Here is an 18,590-nt window from a genome sequence, read left to right on the forward strand (position 1 = left end):
AGGGGAGCGTCTGCGTCAGGCGCGCTATGCCCGGCCCGCGCGCTCTGCTCGGCCGGCGCGCTCACGGCGGCGCTCGAGATAGCGCATGACCGGCGTCGCGAGCGTCCCGTGCACCATGACCGACAACAGGATCGTGAAGGCGACCGTGGACCACATCCAGCGCTCGTCGGAGAAGGCGTGCTCACCGGCGGCGAAGGCGAGGTAGTAGAGCGAGCCGATTCCGCGCACCCCGAAGAACGCGGTCGCGAGCGTCTCGCGGCGGCCGAGGCCCCCCGGCAGACCCGGGGGCCGGGCCCGCAGGCGCAGGCTCACCCACCCGGCGAGAGGGCGCAGGACGAAGACGAGGGCCAGGGCGATCACCACCCCGCGCCAGTCGAGCTCGCCCAGCACGCCCTTGGTCATGGCCATGCCCAGCATGAGCAGGATGATCAGCGTCAGCAGACGCTCGAGCCGCTGGACCACCTCATGCATCGAACGGTGGTAGTGGTGGTTGCGTTCGGCCGCACGCAGGGTCATCCCGCACGCGAAGACCGACAGGAACCCGTAGCCACCCACGAGCTGGCTGGCGCCGTACGTCAGGACGAGGGCCGCCAGGGCGAGGAGGGGCTCACCCTGCTCAGCGAGACGCAGTGAGCGCCGCGAGGACCGGAAGGCGATGCGGGCCAGGCCCCAACCGACCGCGATCCCCACCGCGACGCCGATGACGACCTTGCCGACGAGGTCCCACGCGAACCACTGCAGGCCCCACGAACCCACCGAGGACAGTCCTCCGGCGGAGGCGAGCAGCAGGGCCGCGGTGACGAACGGGAAGGCGAGACCGTCGTTGAGACCGGCCTCGGAGGTCAGCGCGAAGCGCACGTCGTCCTTCTCGTCGACAGGCTCGCCCAGTGCCTGGTCGTCGTCGGGAGGAGAACCCGCACCCTCGTCCGCGGCATCGTCCGGAGTGCTCGTGGTGTCGACGCGTGGGCCCTCGACCTGGACGTCGCTGGCCAGCACGGGGTCGGTCGGGGAGAGGGCCGCCCCCAGGAGCAGGGCGGCGGCCGGCGCGATGCCGAGCCCCCAGCCGAGCAGCGCCACGGAGGCGATCGTCAGGGGCATCGCGATGGCCAGCAGCCGCCACGTCGGGGACCACGCGGCCCACGAGGCACGGCTGCGCCAGTCCAACGAGCGGTCGATGGCGAGGCCGACACCCATGAGGGCGACGAGGATCGTGAACTCGGTGACCCGCTCGACCTGCGGCCGGATGACGACCGGGTCGAGGCGCATCCCCTCGGGCAGTGGGAGCAGGCCGATGGCCATGCCGAGGAGCAGCAGCACCATCGCTGCCGACACGGCATACCGGTCGAGCACGGAGGGGAGCACCGCTGCGAGGAACATCGCCGCTCCGGCGATGAGGTAGATCAGGTTGATGGACATGACGACACGCAGGTGCTCCTCGGGGTTGGCCTCCTGATGACCTACCCGGGTCGGTGCCCCTCCGATCGGCTCTCGCCTCGGTACTCGCCAAGGTCTACGGTCGACGGGAGAAGGGACGGTGAGCGGATGGGCGCTGACGAGCTCCAGCAGGCCGAGGACGAGCTGCGCGTGGTCGCCGAGTCCTTCGGCCAGCTCGGTGCCGAGCTCGAGTCCATGGAGCCCGCCGACACCCTGGACGCCGTGGTCCGGATGGCCGTCGACCGCGTGCCGGGTTCCGTCTGCGCGAGCATCACGACCTACGAGCACGGCCGCTTCCGGACGGTCGCGGCGACCGACGACCGGGCCCGTCGCGCCGACGACATCCAGTACGCCCTGGGCTCGGGTCCCTGCCTCGACGCCATCGTCGAGGACGCGCTCTACCGCCCGCGCGACCTGCGTCACGACAAACGGTGGCCGGAGTACGGCGAGCGGGTCTCGAGGGAGCTCGGTCTGCTCAGCATGCTCAGCTACCGCCTCGGCCACGAGACGGACGACAGCATCGACGGCCTCAACATCTATGCGGACGAGGTGGCCGCGTTCGACGAGCACGCCGAGCTCGTCGGTCTCATGCTCGCCACCCACGGGGCCCTGGCGGTCGCCCTGTCGGCCAACCAACAGCAGGTCGAGAACCTCCGGAAGGCCCTCGTCAGCAACCGCGAGATCGGGGTCGCCATGGGCGTGTTGATGACCCGGCACCAGGTGACGCGTGACCAGGCCTTCGGGCTGCTGCGGATGGCGAGCCAGAACACCAACCGCAAGCTGCACGAGGTGGCCCGGGAGGTCGCCGACACCGGCGTCCTGCCGACGATCGGCGGCGGCCGACCGCGGCTCGAGGACGCCACGGACTGACCGCGACGCTCAGTCGCGCTCCCACGGGGCGTCCTCGCCCATCTTCGCGTAGTACTTCGCGAGGTGGCTGCGGACGCGGTCGCGGTCCTTCTCGGGCAGGTCCACGCCCCCACGGGACCCCTGCATGACGGCGGCCGCGGCCATGACCCCGCGGGGCACGGCCCGGAGGCGACCGTCCACGACATCCGCGACGAGCAGCTTGTATGCCGTGAAGTTCGTCTTGTGCTCGGCGTCGTACCAGACGTGGGCGTCGCGGTACTTCTCGTTCGGCTCGTCGGTGGCGCCGGCCCACTCGCGGACCCGCTTCTCCGCGGCGTCGCCGTCCCACTCCCGGTCGCGGTCGGCCAGGGGCAGGTCCTGGAAGCTGGTCACACTCATCGGCTTCTCCTTGCTCGGTGGATGGGGGCTGCGTGCGGGGTCGGCGCGTGTCTCAGGGCGTGAGGACGACCTTGAGGCACTCGTCCTGCTTCTCCTGGAAGACTCGGTAGAGGTCCGGTGCGTCGTCGAGGCCGGCCCGGTGCGTGGCCAGGCCCTCGAGGCCGAGCACGTCGTCGTCGGTCCGGACGATGTCGAGCAGCTCGTCGCTCCAGCGGCGCACGTGGCACTGGCCCATCCGGACCGTCAGGCCCTTGTCGAAGAGCTCCATCATCGGCATCGGGTCGGCAGAGCCGCCGTAGACGCCGCTGATCGACAAGGTGCCGCCACGGCGGACGGCCGCGACCGCGGTGTGCAGAGCGGCCAGGCGATCGATGCCGAAGCGTTCGATGGCTCCCCGGGCGACGGGCTTGGGCAGGCGGCTGGCTGCTCCGATTACCATCTCCGACAAGGGGTTTCCGTGCGCCTCCATGCCCACCGCGTCGATCACGGCATCGGGTCCTCGGCCGTCCGTCATCTCGATGAGCGCATCGACGACCTCGGTGTCGCGCGCATCGATGACCTCGGCGCCGTGGGCGCGAGCCTTCTCGATCCGGTCCGGCACGAGGTCGACCCCGATGACGCGTCCGACCCCGCGGTGCCGGGCCGCCCGGACGGCGAGCTGCCCGACGGGGCCGAGCCCGAGGACCGCAAGGGTGTCGTTGGCGCTGACGTCGGCGTACTCCACCGCCTGCCAGGCGGTCGGCAGGATGTCGGACAGGTAGAGGAAGCGCTCGTCCGGCCGCTCGTGGGGGATGACGATCGGACCGAAGTCGGCATGCGGCACCCGGACGTACTCCGCCTGGCCGCCGGGCACGGATCCATAGAGGCTCGTGTAGCCGAAGAGGCTCGCGCCCTTGCCCGACGCGGTGTTCTGGGTGGTCTCACACTGCGCGAAGAAACCGCGCTGGCACATCCAGCACCGTCCGCAGGAGATGTTGAAGGGCACGACGACCCGGTCACCCACGGCCAGCGTGGCGACGTCCGGGCCGACCTCCTCGACGATGCCCATGAACTCGTGGCCGAGGACGTCCCCCGGCTGGAGGTAGGGGGCGAGCACCCGGTAGAGGTGCAGGTCCGAGCCGCAGATGGCGGTGGATGTGACTCGCACGATGGCGTCAGTGGTGTCAGCGATGACGGGGTCGGGTACGTCGGTCACACGGACGTCCTCGATGCCGTGCCAGGTGAGAGCCCTCATGTCGTGGCTCCTACCCAAGGCGGCGTGAGGAAAAACCCGCCAGGAGGCGCAGCATGCACCCGACCCGACCGACCGACCGGGCCCTGTCCGACGCGACAGCGTCCACCGAGTCGACCGAGACGACCGAGACGACCGAGACCTCCGCCGAGCGGCCGGTGGCCGTCGTCCTCGGCGGGTCTCGCGGGCTGGGACTGCTCATCGCCCGGGAGCTGCTGAGCCGCGGGCACCGCGTGGTGGTCGCGGCACGGGACGTCGAGGAGATCGAGGGCGCGGCACGGACCTTGAGCGAGTGGGGACCCGTGTCGGGTGAGCGGTGCGATGTGCGGGACCGTCACGACGTCGGGGAGCTGGTGGGCCGGGTCGAGCACGTCGTCGGCCCCATCGAGGTCCTCGTCACGGTGGCCGGGGTCATCCAGACCGCTCCCGTCGAGTCACTCGTTCTCCACGAGTTCGAGGACGCGATGGACACCATGGCCTGGGGTCCCATCCATGCCGCCATGACGGTGCTGCCCCACATGCGTCGTCGCGGACGCGGGCGGATCGGGACGGTGACCTCCATCGGGGGCATGGTGTCGCCGCCGCACCTGCTGCCGTATGCCACGGCGAAGTTCGCCGCTGTCGGCTTCTCGGACGGCCTCGCGGCGGCTCTCAGCGGGAGCGGCGTCACGGCCACGACCATCGTGCCGGGACTCATGCGGACCGGTGGTCACCAGCATGCGCGCTTCGGCGGTGACGCAGCGGCGGAGTACGCGTGGTTCGCGTCGGCCGCCTCGCTCCCGCTCTTGTCCGTCGACGCCGATCGTGCCGCCCGGCGGATCGTGGACGCCGTGCTCGCCGGCCGCCCGATGGTCGTCCTCACGCCGCTGGCCTGGCTCGGGATCCGGTTCCGTGGGCTCGCCCCGGCGACGACGACGCGCCTCATGGGGCTGATGGGTCGGCTGCTGCCCGACGCGCCCGGGCGGGAGGGGGCCCGGACGGCCCCGGGCCACGAGGCGAGACGCCGGCTCGGGTCCCCCCTCGTCGACCGGCTGACGATCCTCGGCGACCGGGCGGCACGGCGCAACAACGAGGGAGCGCGTCGAGCGTCCGACACCGTGACGTGACGGCGGACGATCTCAGGGCGCCGCCGTCCAGGCGGGCACCGCTCCCGTCATGAGGAGCTGGTCCACCACGGCCCCGGCGAGGAGGGCGTGGCCGTCGGCATTCGGGTGGTCGCCGTCGAAGAGCAGGTCGTCCGTGGGGTCGCGCGTGCCGGTCGGGCCCTTCAGCGGGCTGTACGCGTCGACGTAGACGGTCCCTGTCGTGGTGGCCACCTGCTGGATGGTCTCGTTGACGAGCCGGGTGAGCGCGTCGCTGCCGAGCACGTAGCTCTCGCCCAGCGCACGACCGACCGACCCGTCGACGGTGATGTTCCAGTAGCCGAGCAGGGCGATGCGCAGGTCCGGGCGGTGGTCGATGCTGCGGACCGTCTGGATGATCTGGGTCAGCCCGTCGCGCAGTCCGGCCACCGTCGAGGACCAGCAGGCCGACCCCGCGGCCGGGAAGCAGCTGCTGTCCTCGACGCGGTCGAGGTTGAAGTCGTTCGCGCCCACCTCGACGACCACGAGGTCGGCACTGGCGAGGTGGTCGCGGGTCGGTGCGGAGTCGAGGTCGGAGACGACGTCGGCGGTGGTCCAGCCGCCGTTGGCGTCGTTGTGCACCACCCAGCCGCGGTGGGTCAGCTGCCCGAGCCGGCTGCCCGTCTGCTCGACGTAGCCGGTGCAGCCGCACGTCTCCGCCGAGGGCACCGAGTCGCCGAGCCCGACCAGGGTCAGGGGCCCCTTGGCAACGGACGGGCTTGCCGAGGGTGTCGCAGGGTCGGCTCCCGAGGCTCCCGAGGCTCCCGAGGCTCCCGCGGGACCGCTCGCGAGGGTGGGGGTCGGGCCGGGCGCGGGCTCGACCGTGGGAGACGGGAGCAGTCCCGGGACGATCCCGCTCACGACGAGGCCCACGAGCGCCGCCAGACCGAGCAGCACCGCGATGACGTGGTGGGAGGCAGGGCGACCACGTGCGCGAGACCGCGCTGGGGCGTCGGGCCGCGGCGCCCTCGGCAGGTCGCCGGACGGCATACGCCCTCCTCCTTCAGGCACGGAACCCGGGCAGGGTCTGGGCCAGCCAGGTCAGGGCGTTCGGCACGTAGGGGGTGAACACGTCGAGACGGTGCCCGCCGTGCGCGAGGACGGTGGCCGTGACGTCGAGCGGTGGCCGGGCGACACTGAGGAACTTCGACGTCGTCGGATACGACAGGGAGTCCTCTCGCGAGGTGAGCACCCACATCGCCACGGGTGGAGGCGCGTTGCGCGCGAGGGCGACCAGGTCGTAGTTGCGCAGGCCGTCCGTGGTCAGCGGGTCGTAGGCCGCGCTGAAGTCGGGGCGGAAGTAGCCCTGGAGCACGACCGCGGCGCCGTAGACATCCGGGTGACGCATGGTCAACGACGCCGCGCACCAGGCGCCGTAGGAGTAGCCCACCGTGGCCCAGGAGGTGCGCTTGCGCTGGACCCGGAAGTGGTGGACGGTCCACGCCGGGAGGTCGTGCGCGAGCCAGGTGTCGGTCTGCGGCTGACCGGGACCGCCGTTGACGCACTCGGTGTCGAGGCTGGCCGGGGTGTCGATGCGCGGCACGACGACGATCGACGGCGCCATGCGGTGCTGCGACGTCAACAGGTCGATGGTGCTGATGAAGTTGAGCCCCAGGAAGGTGCTCGGGCTCCCCGGGAAGCCGTGCAGGCCCACGATGACCGGGTAGGTCCGCGGCGAGTGTGGGTCGTAGCCGGCCGGGAGGTAGACGTAGACCTGCGCCTTGGCGTTCGAGCGCGCCGCGACGACGGTGTAGGTCTGCAGTCGGGTGGACGGCTGTGGCAGCCCGGGCAGCACCCCGGGGGTGACGGCGCCGCCGAGGCCCGGACCGTGCACCGGCGCCGCGACGACCTCGGGGACCGTGCCGCCCTGGTGGGTCTGGACGGAGGAGGAGCGGGACCCGAAGAGGTCGCCCCAGCTGGAGTAGAAGAGGTACTGGTCGTTGAGCGCCGCTCCGGCCACGGCGACGACGATCACGTTGAGCAGGAGCACCTGGGCACCCCGCACCGCCCCGGCCACGACCGGACGCCGGGAGCGGGGCAGTCCCGCGACGAGCAGGCCGAAGAGGGCGAGTGCGATGACGCCCAGCAGGACGAGCAGGCTGGCATCGGTCAGCTCCATGCAGGGCTCGCTTCTCGAGGGGCTGGGGTGGGTGTGGTGACCCGAGCGTCTCCGGCCTCGCGGGCGGGGCGGGCGGAACCGGCCTCTCGGGCGGCGAGGGCGCCGGGCGCCGGGCGGGTGAAGGGAAAGGTGAGCACCGAGCGGATCGGGGTGTTGGTGAGCAGCATGACGAGCCGGTCGACCCCGAGCCCGAGACCTCCGCTCGGCGGCATGCCGGTCTCCAGGGCCAGGAGGAAGTCCTCGTCGACCTCCATCGCCTCCGGGTCACCGGCGGCGGCCTTGAGCGACTGCTCCGTGAGCCGGGTCCGCTGGTCGAGGGGGTCCGTCAGCTCGCTGTATGCCGTGCCGATCTCCATCCCGGCCACGACGAGGTCCCAGCGTTCCACGAGCCCGTCCTCCCGGCGGTGCGGACGGGTCAACGGAGAGGTCTCCCGCGGGAAGTCGACGTAGAAGGTCGGCTGCAGGGTCGTCGGCTCGACGAGAGCGGCATACAGCTCCTCGATGACGGCGCCGGCCCCCATCTCGGGACGCACCCGGACCCCGTGCATCGCGGCGATGCCGAGGAGCACGTCGATGTCGGTGCCCATCGTCACCGTGCTCCCGACCGCCTCCGAGACGGCATCGAGCACGGGGACGACGAGCCACTCACCGCTGATGTCGAGCAGCTCGACACCGTCGAGGCCGGCGCGGACCTGGCCGGCAGCCGGGACGGGGATCACCTCACGACCGTGCACGGCGCGGGCCGCCTCCCGGACGACACGTTCCGCGAGCAGGCGCATCGTCACGTAGTCACCATGGGGCTGGTAGACCTCGAGCGAGGTGAACTCGGGGTTGTGCGTCGCGTCGGCGCCCTCGTTGCGGAAGTTCCGACCGAGCTCGAAGACCGGCCCGAGGCCGGCGACGAGGAGCCGTTTGAGGTAGAGCTCGGGCGCGATGCGCAGGGACAGGTCGACGCCGTAGGCGTTGATGAAGGTCCGGAAGGGGCGAGCGCTCGCTCCGCCGTGCGTCGTGTGGAGCATGGGCGTCTCCACCTCGAGGAAGCCGGCGTCGGTGAGGCTGCGACGGATCGCGCCGACGACCGCCGAGCGGCGGCGCAGCAGCTCGACGCCGCCCGGATGCACGAGCAGGTCGGTCGAGCGTTGCCGGGCCTTGGCAGCGGGGTCCTCGAAGGCGTCGAAGGGGATGGGGTGCAAGGACTTGGCCTCCATCCGCCAGGTCTGCGCGAGAAGGCTCCGGGTGCCGGAGCGGGAGAGGCCGGTCGTGCCGTCGACACGCACGAGGTCGCCGACGTCGACGAACGCCGTGAACTGGTCGAGGCCCTCGCGACCGAGGCGCGCCGCGTCGAGCAGCACCTGCACCCGGGCGTCGCCGTCGACCAGGGTGGCGAAGACGACGCCGCCGTGGTCACGCACCTGGCGCACGCGCCCCACCACCGAGAGCGTGCGCCGCCCGTCCCAGTCCTGCGCGTCGAGGTCGGCGAGCGGTGTCGTGGCGACCGACGAGGCGCCGACGGGGTAGGCGTCGAGACCGGCCTCGCGCATCCGTTCGACGGTCGCGGCCCGGTGGCGGAACTGGTCGGAACGCCGCGGACCGAGCGCCTCGACGTCGGCGCTGGTCGCAGCCATCTCGGCGGCCAGCGCCAGGTGCTCGGGGTCGAGCTCCGTCGAGGAGCTCCGCAGGGAGGGATAGCGCACGAAGCCCTCCGCGGCGCCGACCGCCACGGCGACCTGGGGCAGCGAGACCGCGTCGTCGTAGCAGAGGAACCGGGGCTGCCACGACGGCTCGTACTTCTTGTTCGAGCGGTACAGCCGCTCGAGCTGCCAGACGCGGTCGAGCAGACCGAGCACCGAGGCGCCGACCCGCGTTAGCGACCGCGACCCGAGGCGTTCGGCGTCTTCGAAGACCGCCCTGAACATGCAGAAGTTGAGCGAGACCCGGGTGAGGCCGAGCTGGCGCGAGCGCGTGAGGAGCTCGTTCACCATGAGCTCGGTGACGCCGTGGGGCGCCTCGGGGGACCGGCGCATGACGTCGAGGGAGACTCCGGCACGTCCCCAGGGCACGAGGGACAGGAGTCCGACGAGAGACCCGTCGGACCCGTGCGCGGTCACGTGCAGGACCTCGTCGTCCGCGCGGTCGCCCGACCGGCCCAAGGCCATGGAGAAGCCGCGGTCGGTCTCTCCCCGGCGCCAGGCCTCCGCGCGATCCGAGAGCTCGGAGAGCTCGTCAGCACGCAGCTCGCGCTGGCGGCGTACCTGCACCTCGATCCCGGCGCGGGCGGCCCGGCTGACGGCGTGCCGTACCGGTGACAGGGAGGCTCGTCGCAGGTCGTAGTGCGCAGGGTCGAGGATCGCCTCGTCCCCGAGGAGCAGCACGCGCATGCCCCCGGTGGCGGCATACGCCCGGGCTCCTCTTTCACTGGCGCCCACCACCGCGGGCACCCAGCCGAACTCGCGGGCCTCGGCCCGCCAGGCCTCGATGGCCGGCTGCCAGCTGTCGCGGTGCCCCACGGGGTCGGCGGACGCGAGCGACACTCCTGCGATGACGCGGTAGGTCACGGCCGCGCGGCCGTCGGGGGAGAACACCGAGGCCTTGTCGCGGCGGGTCGCGAAGTAGCCGAGGGAGTCCTCGGAGCCGTGCCGGGCGAGCAGGCCGCGCAGGGCCACCTCGCGGTCCTGCGACCACCGGCTGCGGGGACGGGCCGAGGCGAGGAAGAGGGTGACCGCTGCGAGGATCGTCAGCGCCGCGCAGGCCGCGACCACGTCGACGACCCAGGGTGGGATGCCGGCGAGGTTGCGGCGCCCGACGCCTCCGAAGGCGGCGAGCACCGTGCCGACGAGCTCGCGCACCTGGGACCGCGGTGCGTTGACCGCGCCGACGAGCAGCCAGGCGACGACGGTGGTGACCGCCGAGCCGACCGCGAGGGCAGCAGCGGCCAGCCCCCATGAGCCGCGCTGCAGGCGACCGGTGAACTCGCCACGGATGCGCCACAGCCACCAGAGGGCGATGACGGCCACGACCATGGAGACGGTGTCGAGGCCACGGCCCAGATCCCCCCGGGTCTCCCACATCTCGCTGAGTGGCAGCCGCACGCGGGGGAGCATCTCGGCGACGCCGAGGTAGATCCCGAACGCCTGGAAGACGGCGACGAACCAGAGCCCGATGCGCTTGCGACCCCACAGTGCCCGCGTGGCGAGGGCCAGCACGACGACCGACACGAAGGTCGCCCCGACCGGCACGTTGAGCAGGCCGAAGACCTCCTCGGCAAGGGTCGGGTGGGTGTGGGAACGCGCGAAGAGGGTGAGCGCGAGCGCCACGACGGTGGCGACGGCGTAGAGACCGGTGACCAGCCGAGCAGGACGGTGCGAAGCCGGCGTCCGGAAGATTCGGGTCCCCATGAGCCCGACGATCCCCGATCCGGCTGGTTGTTTGCTGGATGGTCCCTGTGACGAATCGGCCCTCGCCCGAGCATGGGGTGAACCCCCGAGGAGACGTTGACTCAGGAACCTCTCAGGTAGCCGGCCCGGCCTCGCGGGTAGGTCGCTGGGGGACGCGAACGACGGAGTGCGCCTGCCCGAGCGCGCGCTCCCGACGTGTACGCGGGTCGGCACTCGGCCCGTCCGATCGAGCAGGAGGCAAGCCGTGGGTCGCAGCAGATGGGTGGTCGGGGGAGCCGGCGCGGGGGCGGCGGGGTTGGCGGCGTGGGACTTCCTCCAGCGCAAGCACACGATCCTGCGGCGCTATCCCGTCGTCGGCCACCTGCGTTACCTGCTCGAGGACATCCGCCCCGAGCTGCAGCAGTACTTCATCGAGCGCGACTGGGACGGCCGACCCTTCGACCGCGACACGCGCTCGGTCGTCTACGAGCGGGCCAAGGGCATCCACGGCGAGCGCCCTTATGGCACCGAGCTCGACGTCAACGCGGTCGGCTACGAGTACCTCGTGCACTCTGCTGCCCCGGCCGACCCGCCCGACGCTCCGGCCCGCGTCCTCGTCGGCGGTCCTGACTGCACCAAGCCCTATTCCATGGCGCTGCTCAACGTGTCGGCGATGAGCTTCGGTGCCCTGTCCGCCAACGCGATCCGCGCCCTCAACAAGGGTGCGGCGCTCGGTGGGTTCGCGCACGACACCGGCGAGGGTGGCCTGTCGCCCTACCACCTCGAGAACGGTGGCGACATCGTCTGGGAGATCGGCACGGGCTACTTCGGCGCCCGCACCAAGGATGGCGACTTCGACCCGGCCTCCTTCGCGGACAAGGCGTCCGGGGAGTCCGTCAAGTGCGTCTCGCTCAAGCTGAGCCAGGGTGCCAAGCCCGGCATCGGCGGGGTGCTGCCCGCGGCCAAGGTGAGCCGGGAGATCGCTGACATCCGGCAGGTGCCGCAGGGTGAGAAGTGCGTCAGCCCGCCGAGCCACCGTGTCTTCCACACACCCGTCGAGCTCATCGAGTTCATCGCCCGCATGCGTGAGCTGGCCGGCGGCAAGCCGACCGGTTTCAAGCTCTGCGTCGGTTCGCGGGTCGACGTCCTCGCCATCTGCAAGGCGATGGCGGAGGTGGGCACGACCCCGGACTTCATCGTCGTGGACGGCTCCGAGGGTGGCACGGGCGCCGCGCCACTGGAGTTCGAGGACCACGTCGGCATGCCGCTCACCCACGGCCTGATGACCGTGCACAACGCGCTCGTCGGGGTGGGACTGCGCGACCGCGTGCGCGTCGGGGCGAGCGGCAAGGTCGCGGCCGGCAACGACGTCGTCAAGCGGCTCATCCAGGGCGCCGACTACACCAACTCCGCCCGGGCGATGATGATGGCCGCGGGGTGCATCCAGGCCCAGCGCTGCCACACCGACAAGTGCCCCAGCGGCGTCGCCACCCAGAACGCCCGTCGAGCCAGGGCGCTCGACGTCGGGGACAAGAGCGAGCGCGTGCACCGCTACCAGGAGGCGACGGTCGACGAGGCCATGCGGATCATGGCTGCGATGGGGATCACCGACCCGGCGGACCTGACGCCGCACCACCTGCGGCTCAACATCTCGGCCACCCGCAACCAGTCCTACGCCGAGCTCTACGACTGGCTCGAGCCGGGGCAGCTGCTCACGGAGCCCCCACGGGACTGGGCCCACGACTGGGCCGCGGCCAGCGCCGACCACTTCGGCGGGAGGCTGTCATGACCACCGTCGCCGAGCACATCATCACCTCGTTGGCCGACGCGGGAGTGACCCAGGTCTGGGGTGTGGTCGGCGACGCCCTCAACCCGCTGACCGACGCGATCCGCACGGAGGAGCGCATCGAGTGGGTGGGGGTGCGGCACGAGGAGGTCGCGGCCTTCGCCGTCAGCGCGCAGGCCCAGCTGACCGGCACGCTCGGGGTGTGCATGGGCACGGTCGGTCCCGGTTCGATCCACCTGCTCAACGGCCTCTACGACGCGAAGAAGTCGCACGCGCCGGTCCTGGCCATCTGCGGACAGGTCCCGAGCCCGGAGATCGGCACCGACTTCTTCCAGGAGGTCGACAACAACGCCCTGTTCGCCGACGTGTCCGTGTGGAGCCAGACCCTGACGTCGGCCGAGCAGCTGCCCTACCTGCTCGAGCAGGCCGTCAACGCGGCCCAGTCGATGCGCGGTGTCGCCGTGCTGACCCTGCCCGGTGACGTCGGCGACCTCCCGGTCGACAAGTCGGTGCGGCCCGCCACGTTCGCGCCCGCAGGGGTGCCCGCGCCGGCACCCGACGCCCAGGTCGAGGCAGCCGTGGCCGCCCTGGCGGGCGACGCACCGGTGACGCTCCTCGTCGGCTGCGGGGCTCGTGACGCCAGGTCGCAGGTGCTCGAGCTGGCCGACGTCCTCGCGGCCCCGATGGTGCTGACGCTCAAGGCGAAGGAGGGGCTCGAGCATGACAACCCGTTCGAGGTCGGCCAGTCCGGGCTCATCGGCAACCCCGCAGCCGCCAAGGCGATGGACGACTGCGACGTGCTCGTCCTCGTCGGCACCGACTTCCCCTACCGCGACTGGTACCCGACGGGGAAGACCGTCATCCAGCTCGACGCGCGCGGCGAGCACGTCGGCCGACGCACGCCCGTGCAGCACGCCCTGGTCGGTGACGCCGCGGCGACGCTCGACCGGCTCGTCCCACGTCTCGACCGGCGCGCGGACCGCGCCCACCTCGAGACGGCCCGCACGGCATACCAGAAGTGGCACGAGCGGCAGCGCTCGCTGCTCGACCCGGACCACGACGAGACGCTGCTCGGGCGGGCCCGCGCCGTCCTGGACAACCCCGACGAGCGGATCCGGCCGGAGGCGGTGGCCGCAGCCGTGGACCGGCTGGCACCGGACACGACGATCTTCACGAGCGACACCGGCATGTCGACGGCGTGGCTCGCGCGCTTCGTCACGATGCGAGGCACTCGACGGCTCGTCGGCTCCTACAACCTCGGATCGATGGCCAACGCGCTGCCGATGGCGCTCGGCGCGCAGGCCCTCGACCGCACCCGTCCGGTCGTGGCCTTCGCCGGGGACGGCGGACTCATGATGCTGCTCGGTGACCTGCGCACCGCCGTGACCTACCGGCTCCCGGTCGTCGTCGTCGTCTTCGACAACGGGCGGCTCGGCATGGTGAAGCTCGAGCAGGAGCAGGGCGGGCTGCCGGAGTTCGGGACCGAGCTCGACAACCCGGACATCGCCGCCGTCGCAGCGGCGATGGGGCTGACGAGCCGCCGCGTCACGGAGGCGGACCAGCTGGACGACGCCGTCACCTGGGCGCTCGCGGCCGACGGGCCGGTGCTGCTCGACGTCGTGACGAACCCCGACGAGGTCGCCATCCCGCCGAAGCCCAAGCTCGCCCAGGGCTGGGGCTTCGCGATCGCCAAGGCCAAGGAGGTCGTGGAGAGCCGGTAGCGCTCAGCGCCGGGGCTGGTGAGCGGGCGTCGAGGCCGCGATGACCCGGCTCAGTGAGGCGTGCAGGGCCTGGAGCTCCTCGACGTCCATGCCCAGGGTCGCGACGATCCGGGGTGGGACCTGGAGAGCCTGCTCGCGCAGGAGGCGCCCGCGCTCGGTCAGCGTGATGGCGAGGGCCCGGTCGTCCTCGGGGTGGCGGTCGCGCGTGACGAGGCCGGCGCTCTCGAGGCGTTTCAGCAGCGGCGACAGTGTCGCCGGCTCGAGACTGATGAGCTGGCCGATCTCGCGCACCGTCAGCGGTGAGCGCTCCCACAGGGCGAGCATGACGAGGTACTGCGGGTGGGTCAGGCCCAGTGGCTCGAGGACCGGGCGGTAGAGCGCGATGACGTTGCGAGCGGCCACCGCCAGGGCGAAGCACACCTGGCGGTCGAGCCGCAGCAGGTCGTCGGGGGCGGTGCTCGTCGCAGCGTCGCTCACGGTGGGGCGGGTGGCCATGGCGCTGGTCCTCCGGTCTGTCGTCATTGATGTGTACACTAACAGTTAGTGCCCTAATCATATGGAGGAGTCATCGTGTCTCGGTCGGGATCCAGCGCAGGACTCTCCATCGGCTACCGGATCGGTTACCGGTTTCGGCTCATCGGACTCACCCTCTTCGGGCCGGCCCAGCTCGGGGAGGCCAACGACCCCAAGGCCCGCCTCGAGCGTGAGCGCGCGGCCAGGGTGGCCGGGGCAGCCAGGTCCAAGGCGGCCAGGTCCAAGGCGGCGCCGCGCTCTCGCGACAGCTGAGCACGTCTCGCCGGGGTCGGTGTGGGTACGTCCCATGAGACACCGACCGAAGGAGAGACATGGGTGACCGGGTAGGGCTTTTCGTCATGCTGGGCGTCGTCGTCCTGCTGTGCTCGATCCTGTGGGTGATGCGCCCGCGCCGTCGCACCCCGGACAGCGTCGAGCACGAGACCCTGAATCCCGAGGTCGAGGCTGCCGACGGAGGCGCGGTGGCGCCTCCCGACCCAGACCGGCTCATCGGCAACCCGCCCATCGACACGCTCTCGGCGTCCGGTGAGGGCAGTGCCGTCGCAGGCGCGGGTGCGGGTGGGCGAACGCCTGACGTGCGCGACCCGCTGAGCGCACCGCCGAACGACGTGGGCAACTCTCCCGACCAGGCCTGACCCCGTCCCTTTCGCGTCCGCCACCTCCCGCACCGGAGTACCGTCGAGTGCGGGGGACCGGACCCGGGAGGTGCCATGGGTGATCGTGTAGGTCTGTTCGTCATGCTGGCCGTCGTCGTGATCCTGCTGATCGGGCTCGTCCTGGTGGGACCCCGGCACAGCCGCCGCGGGCGCGACACCAGCGAGACGCTCAACGCCCACCCCGACGAGACCGAGCGGGCTCGGCGCGACCACCCCGAGGGCGCGGAGCGGTCGCACCTGGTGGGCAACCCGCCGGTCGACACCATCACCGCGGACGGGTGGGGCGTGGCGCGGCCCGGGGAGGGAGCCGAGCCCGAGGAGCTGCCCGAGGACGTCCACCCGGAGCTCCACGAGCAGCGAGGACGCCACCGACGCCACTAGGCGCCGCCTGCGCAGATCGCTCACTCCTGACCGAGGCGCCAGGTCCTCGTGCTCGCGCAGCGGTCGCCAGCCCGCAGTCTCGCCGACGGGAAGTTCGGATGGTTGGGGCGTCAGGAAATCCCTGTGTTTCCAGAGCGACCGCCCGGGGGCCGCGTGCCGTGCCGGCTCGTGCCCACCCGGCGCACGGCAGACTGACACGATGGCGGAGACGAACTGGGCGGGCAACCACACGTACCGGGCGCGCATCGAGCGGGTCCGGTCGGTCGAGCACCTCCAGGAGGTCGTGGCCGCGGCGCCGCGCGTGCGCGCGCTCGGATCCCGGCACAGCTTCACCGACCTGACCGACATCACCGACGCCGACGACGGCGTGCTCGTGTCGCTGGTCGACCTGCCGACGACGGTCGAGGTCGACCCGGGGACGCGCACGGCTCGCGTGACGGGGCACGCGGCATACGGCGACGTGGCGACGCAGCTGCAGCGAGCCGGGTGGGCCCTGGGCAACCTGGCCTCGTTGCCGCACATCTCCGTCGCAGGCGCCGTCGCGACGGGCACCCATGGCTCTGGCGTCGAGAACGGTTCTCTCGCAACGGCCGTCGGCTCGATCGACATCGTCGGTCCCGACGGCGAGCTGCGCACGGTGCGTCGTGGCGACGCCGACTTCGAAGGCAGCGTCGTCGCGCTCGGTGCCCTGGGGGTCGTCACTGCGGTGACACTCGACGTCGAACCCACCTACGACGTGCGGCAGGACGTCTACACGGGCCTGTCGTGGGAGGCCCTGGCAGCCGAGCTCGACGCGATCACGGGCAGCACCTACAGCGTCAGCCTGTTCACCCGCTGGCGCGGCGCGGGCATCGAGCAGGTCTGGCTTAAGAGCCGCTCCCCGGAGGCGCCACGCGAGCCCCAGGGGGCGGTGGCCGCGACGACGGCGCTGCACATGCTCGAGGGTGCCGCGGTGGAGGCGGTGACCGAGCAGGGTGGCATCCCCGGTCCGTGGCTCGACCGGCTGCCGCACTTCCGCATGGGGTTCACCCCGAGCCGCGGGGAGGAGCTGCAGAGCGAGTACCTCCTCCCGCGCGAGCACGCCCTGACCGCGATCGAACGACTGCGCAGCCTGGGCCCGCGGCTGGCTGCCGTGCTCCAGGTCTCCGAGCTGCGCACCGTCGCCGCCGACGACCACTGGCTCAGCAGTGCCTACGGCCACGACGTCGTCGGCGTGCACTTCACCTGGCTGCGCGACGAGGAGCAGGTGTATGCCGTCCTACCCGCCATCGAGGAGGCCCTCCTGCCGCTCGGGGCGCGGCCACACTGGGGCAAGTGCTTCGTCGCAGACGTCCGCGAGCTCGACGCGCTCTATCCACGGATGTCCGACTTCCGCGCGCTGCGCGACCGCGTCGACCCCGACCGCGTCTTCGGCAACGCCTTCCTCGACCGGGTCCTGGGCTGAGGCGCGGTGCGACGCGGGACGGTCTCAGTGACGCTTGCGTCGACCAGGACGCGGCGGCCGGGCGGCCTCGATGTCACTCGTCACCCCGCGCAGCCCGGTCGCGATGGCGTCGAGCAGGGTCGCGACCCCCGGTAGGTCGGCGGTCGCGACGGGGTCGAAGGCCTGCGGCATCCAGTCGCGGACCTCGCCGAGCCGGCGCATCGCCGACTCGGGAATCTCGACGGTGCTGCGTCGACGGTCGTCAGGGTGGGGGACCCGCACGACCATCTCGCGCTCCACCAGCCGGTCGACGAGCGTCGTCGTCGAGCTCGTCGTCAGCCCCAGAGCCGTGGCGAGGTCGGTCTGCCCCATGGGACCGCGGGCCAGCAGGTGGCTGATGGCGCGGCTCTCGTTGACGGTCAGGTCGAGGTGGCTCGCCACGGCGATGCGGTAGCGCTCGCCGGCGAGAATCAGCTCCCGGAGGGCGGCGGTCGCAGCGTCGCGAGCGGCGGTGGGCGGTCTCATGCGCCCAATGTAGTGAGTGCAGTCGCTCGTCAGTCTGATCGCTTGATTGTCGAATGAAGTACCCGTACCGTGATGGATGCGGCCTTCCGGACGCGCCGCTCGGCCGCCCGCGGGATCGTCGGACTCGGCGTTGAGCAGCCAGCGCCGAGTCCGAACCCCTCCACCGGTGCTGCGTTTCAGGCAAGGCGGCTCAGATGAACGGCAACGACACGGCGGTCGAGAGACTCCTCACCCCGGCGGAGGTCGCGACGATCTTCCGCGTGGACCCCAAGACCGTCAGTCGGTGGGCCCGGTCCGGCAAGCTCAACGCCCGGCGAACGTTGGGCGGTCACCGGCGCTACCCCGAGAGCGAGATCTGGGCGCTGCTCGACCAGCACCAGGACCACTAGGACACGGCCAGGACCGCACCCGCCGTCCCGGAGTGGGCGCGGAGGCGGTCCCGCGGGCTCAGAAGTCGCCCGCGCCGCGTCGCAGCCGGGTGAGCACGTCCACGAGCGAGCGCACGTCCTCGGCGCCGAGGTCCGGCTGCTCGAACACCTCGGTGTTGAGCGCCTTGGTGGCCTGCTCGGCCAGCTCGCGTCCCGTCGCCGTCAGGGCCACGAGCATGGCCCGTCGGTCCTCGGGATGCGTCGAGCGCGTCACCAGTCCGGCGTCCTCGAGCCGGTCGACCGCGTTGGTGACGCTCGTCGGATGCACCTGCAGGCGGCTGCCGATGACCTTCATCGGCAGCGACCCGCGGCGGCTGAACCAGAGGAGCATGAGCACCTCGTACCGGGCGAAGGTGACACCGAGCGGCTTGAGGGTCGCCTCGACCCGGGCCAGGACGATCTGGTGCGCCCGCATCAGCGAGGTGATGGCGGCCATGCCGTCGGCGGCCGGGCTCCAACCCTGCTCGACCCACTGCTCGCGCGCCCGGGCGATCGGGTCGAACCCGAGGCCGGACCCTGCCGCGACACCGGCCGGCGCCGCGCCGCTCACCCCGTCTGCCGCACTGGTCTGCGCACTCATGGCGCCATCGTAGGGTCGCGGACGCGTTG

18 protein-coding genes are annotated in these 18,590 nt (G+C 71.9%); 9 read left to right on the forward strand and 9 right to left on the reverse strand.

Features of this window, described 5'->3' with window-relative positions:
- Positions 1 to 24: 24 nt before the first annotated feature.
- On the reverse strand, positions 25 to 1,416 hold the full coding sequence (locus AC1DIW_RS01245) for a cation:proton antiporter (protein WP_478106202.1): 1,392 nt from the start codon (positions 1,414 to 1,416) through the stop codon (positions 25 to 27).
- A 126-nt stretch (positions 1,417 to 1,542) separates the two neighbouring features.
- Here AC1DIW_RS01245 and AC1DIW_RS01250 point away from each other — a divergent pair, with 126 nt between their 5' ends.
- Positions 1,543 to 2,304, forward strand: coding sequence for an ANTAR domain-containing protein (locus AC1DIW_RS01250; RefSeq protein WP_442279616.1), 762 nt, complete (start codon positions 1,543 to 1,545; stop codon positions 2,302 to 2,304).
- 9 nt (positions 2,305 to 2,313) lie between these two features.
- On the opposite strand, the gene AC1DIW_RS01255 is transcribed toward AC1DIW_RS01250, so the two are convergent.
- On the reverse strand, positions 2,314 to 2,682 hold the full coding sequence (locus AC1DIW_RS01255; protein ID WP_442279617.1) for a hypothetical protein: 369 nt from the start codon (positions 2,680 to 2,682) through the stop codon (positions 2,314 to 2,316).
- 52 nt (positions 2,683 to 2,734) lie between these two features.
- Positions 2,735 to 3,916, reverse strand: a complete 1,182-nt coding sequence (locus tag AC1DIW_RS01260) for a zinc-dependent alcohol dehydrogenase (RefSeq protein WP_478106203.1) — start codon at positions 3,914 to 3,916, stop codon at positions 2,735 to 2,737.
- A gap of 53 nt (positions 3,917 to 3,969) precedes the next feature.
- Here AC1DIW_RS01260 and AC1DIW_RS01265 point away from each other — a divergent pair, with 53 nt between their 5' ends.
- The gene (locus tag AC1DIW_RS01265; protein ID WP_478106204.1) at positions 3,970 to 5,019 is read left to right on the forward strand and encodes an SDR family NAD(P)-dependent oxidoreductase; all 1,050 of its coding nucleotides are present in this window, start codon (positions 3,970 to 3,972) and stop codon (positions 5,017 to 5,019) included.
- A 12-nt stretch (positions 5,020 to 5,031) separates the two neighbouring features.
- Here the strand turns inward: AC1DIW_RS01265 and AC1DIW_RS01270 are convergent, their stop codons facing one another.
- The 3 genes from AC1DIW_RS01270 to lysX are packed head-to-tail and all read right to left on the reverse strand — an operon-like array spanning position 5,032 to position 10,548.
- Positions 5,032 to 6,024, reverse strand: a complete 993-nt coding sequence (locus tag AC1DIW_RS01270) for an SGNH/GDSL hydrolase family protein (RefSeq protein WP_478106205.1) — start codon at positions 6,022 to 6,024, stop codon at positions 5,032 to 5,034.
- A gap of 13 nt (positions 6,025 to 6,037) precedes the next feature.
- Positions 6,038 to 7,153 carry an alpha/beta hydrolase gene (locus tag AC1DIW_RS01275; RefSeq protein ID WP_478106206.1) on the reverse strand — a complete coding sequence of 372 codons (1,116 nt, stop codon included), beginning with the start codon at positions 7,151 to 7,153 and terminating at the stop codon, positions 6,038 to 6,040.
- Positions 7,144 to 10,548, reverse strand: coding sequence for a bifunctional lysylphosphatidylglycerol synthetase/lysine--tRNA ligase LysX (lysX, locus tag AC1DIW_RS01280; RefSeq protein WP_478106207.1), 3,405 nt, complete (start codon positions 10,546 to 10,548; stop codon positions 7,144 to 7,146). The genes AC1DIW_RS01275 and lysX overlap by 10 nt, the downstream gene beginning before the upstream one ends.
- Before the next feature lie 244 nt (positions 10,549 to 10,792).
- Between lysX and AC1DIW_RS01285 the strand changes: the two genes are divergently transcribed.
- Together AC1DIW_RS01285 and AC1DIW_RS01290 are read left to right on the forward strand one after the other, a co-directional pair.
- Complete coding sequence (locus tag AC1DIW_RS01285) at positions 10,793 to 12,316, forward strand: FMN-binding glutamate synthase family protein (RefSeq protein ID WP_478106208.1); 1,524 nt, start codon at positions 10,793 to 10,795, stop codon at positions 12,314 to 12,316.
- On the forward strand, positions 12,313 to 14,034 hold the full coding sequence (locus AC1DIW_RS01290; protein ID WP_478106209.1) for a thiamine pyrophosphate-dependent enzyme: 1,722 nt from the start codon (positions 12,313 to 12,315) through the stop codon (positions 14,032 to 14,034). The genes AC1DIW_RS01285 and AC1DIW_RS01290 overlap by 4 nt, the downstream gene beginning before the upstream one ends.
- 3 nt (positions 14,035 to 14,037) lie before the next feature.
- On the opposite strand, the gene AC1DIW_RS01295 is transcribed toward AC1DIW_RS01290, so the two are convergent.
- Complete coding sequence (locus AC1DIW_RS01295) at positions 14,038 to 14,529, reverse strand: MarR family winged helix-turn-helix transcriptional regulator (RefSeq protein WP_478106210.1); 492 nt, start codon at positions 14,527 to 14,529, stop codon at positions 14,038 to 14,040.
- Between the two features lie 75 nt (positions 14,530 to 14,604).
- Between AC1DIW_RS01295 and AC1DIW_RS01300 the strand changes: the two genes are divergently transcribed.
- From AC1DIW_RS01300 to AC1DIW_RS01315, 4 genes are all read left to right on the forward strand, one after another.
- On the forward strand, positions 14,605 to 14,820 hold the full coding sequence (locus AC1DIW_RS01300) for a hypothetical protein (protein ID WP_442279626.1): 216 nt from the start codon (positions 14,605 to 14,607) through the stop codon (positions 14,818 to 14,820).
- A gap of 59 nt (positions 14,821 to 14,879) precedes the next feature.
- Positions 14,880 to 15,203, forward strand: a complete 324-nt coding sequence (locus AC1DIW_RS01305) for a hypothetical protein (RefSeq protein ID WP_478106211.1) — start codon at positions 14,880 to 14,882, stop codon at positions 15,201 to 15,203.
- Positions 15,204 to 15,278: 75 nt separating this feature from the next.
- Complete coding sequence (locus tag AC1DIW_RS01310; protein ID WP_442279628.1) at positions 15,279 to 15,605, forward strand: hypothetical protein; 327 nt, start codon at positions 15,279 to 15,281, stop codon at positions 15,603 to 15,605.
- 199 nt (positions 15,606 to 15,804) lie between these two features.
- Complete coding sequence (locus AC1DIW_RS01315; RefSeq protein ID WP_478106212.1) at positions 15,805 to 17,049, forward strand: D-arabinono-1,4-lactone oxidase; 1,245 nt, start codon at positions 15,805 to 15,807, stop codon at positions 17,047 to 17,049.
- A gap of 24 nt (positions 17,050 to 17,073) precedes the next feature.
- Here AC1DIW_RS01315 and AC1DIW_RS01320 read toward each other — a convergent pair whose 3' ends face one another.
- A complete protein-coding gene (locus AC1DIW_RS01320; protein ID WP_442279630.1) occupies positions 17,074 to 17,553 on the reverse strand; it encodes a MarR family winged helix-turn-helix transcriptional regulator in 480 nt (159 codons plus the stop codon).
- A gap of 194 nt (positions 17,554 to 17,747) precedes the next feature.
- On the opposite strand from AC1DIW_RS01320, the gene AC1DIW_RS01325 reads away from it, so the two are divergent.
- Positions 17,748 to 17,942, forward strand: coding sequence for a BldC family transcriptional regulator (locus tag AC1DIW_RS01325; RefSeq protein WP_442279631.1), 195 nt, complete (start codon positions 17,748 to 17,750; stop codon positions 17,940 to 17,942).
- A gap of 58 nt (positions 17,943 to 18,000) precedes the next feature.
- On the opposite strand, the gene AC1DIW_RS01330 is transcribed toward AC1DIW_RS01325, so the two are convergent.
- The gene (locus AC1DIW_RS01330; protein ID WP_442279632.1) at positions 18,001 to 18,561 is read right to left on the reverse strand and encodes a MarR family winged helix-turn-helix transcriptional regulator; all 561 of its coding nucleotides are present in this window, start codon (positions 18,559 to 18,561) and stop codon (positions 18,001 to 18,003) included.
- Positions 18,562 to 18,590: the final 29 nt, after the last annotated feature.

It is taken from the genome of Terrabacter sp. 01T434, from assembly GCF_056398545.1.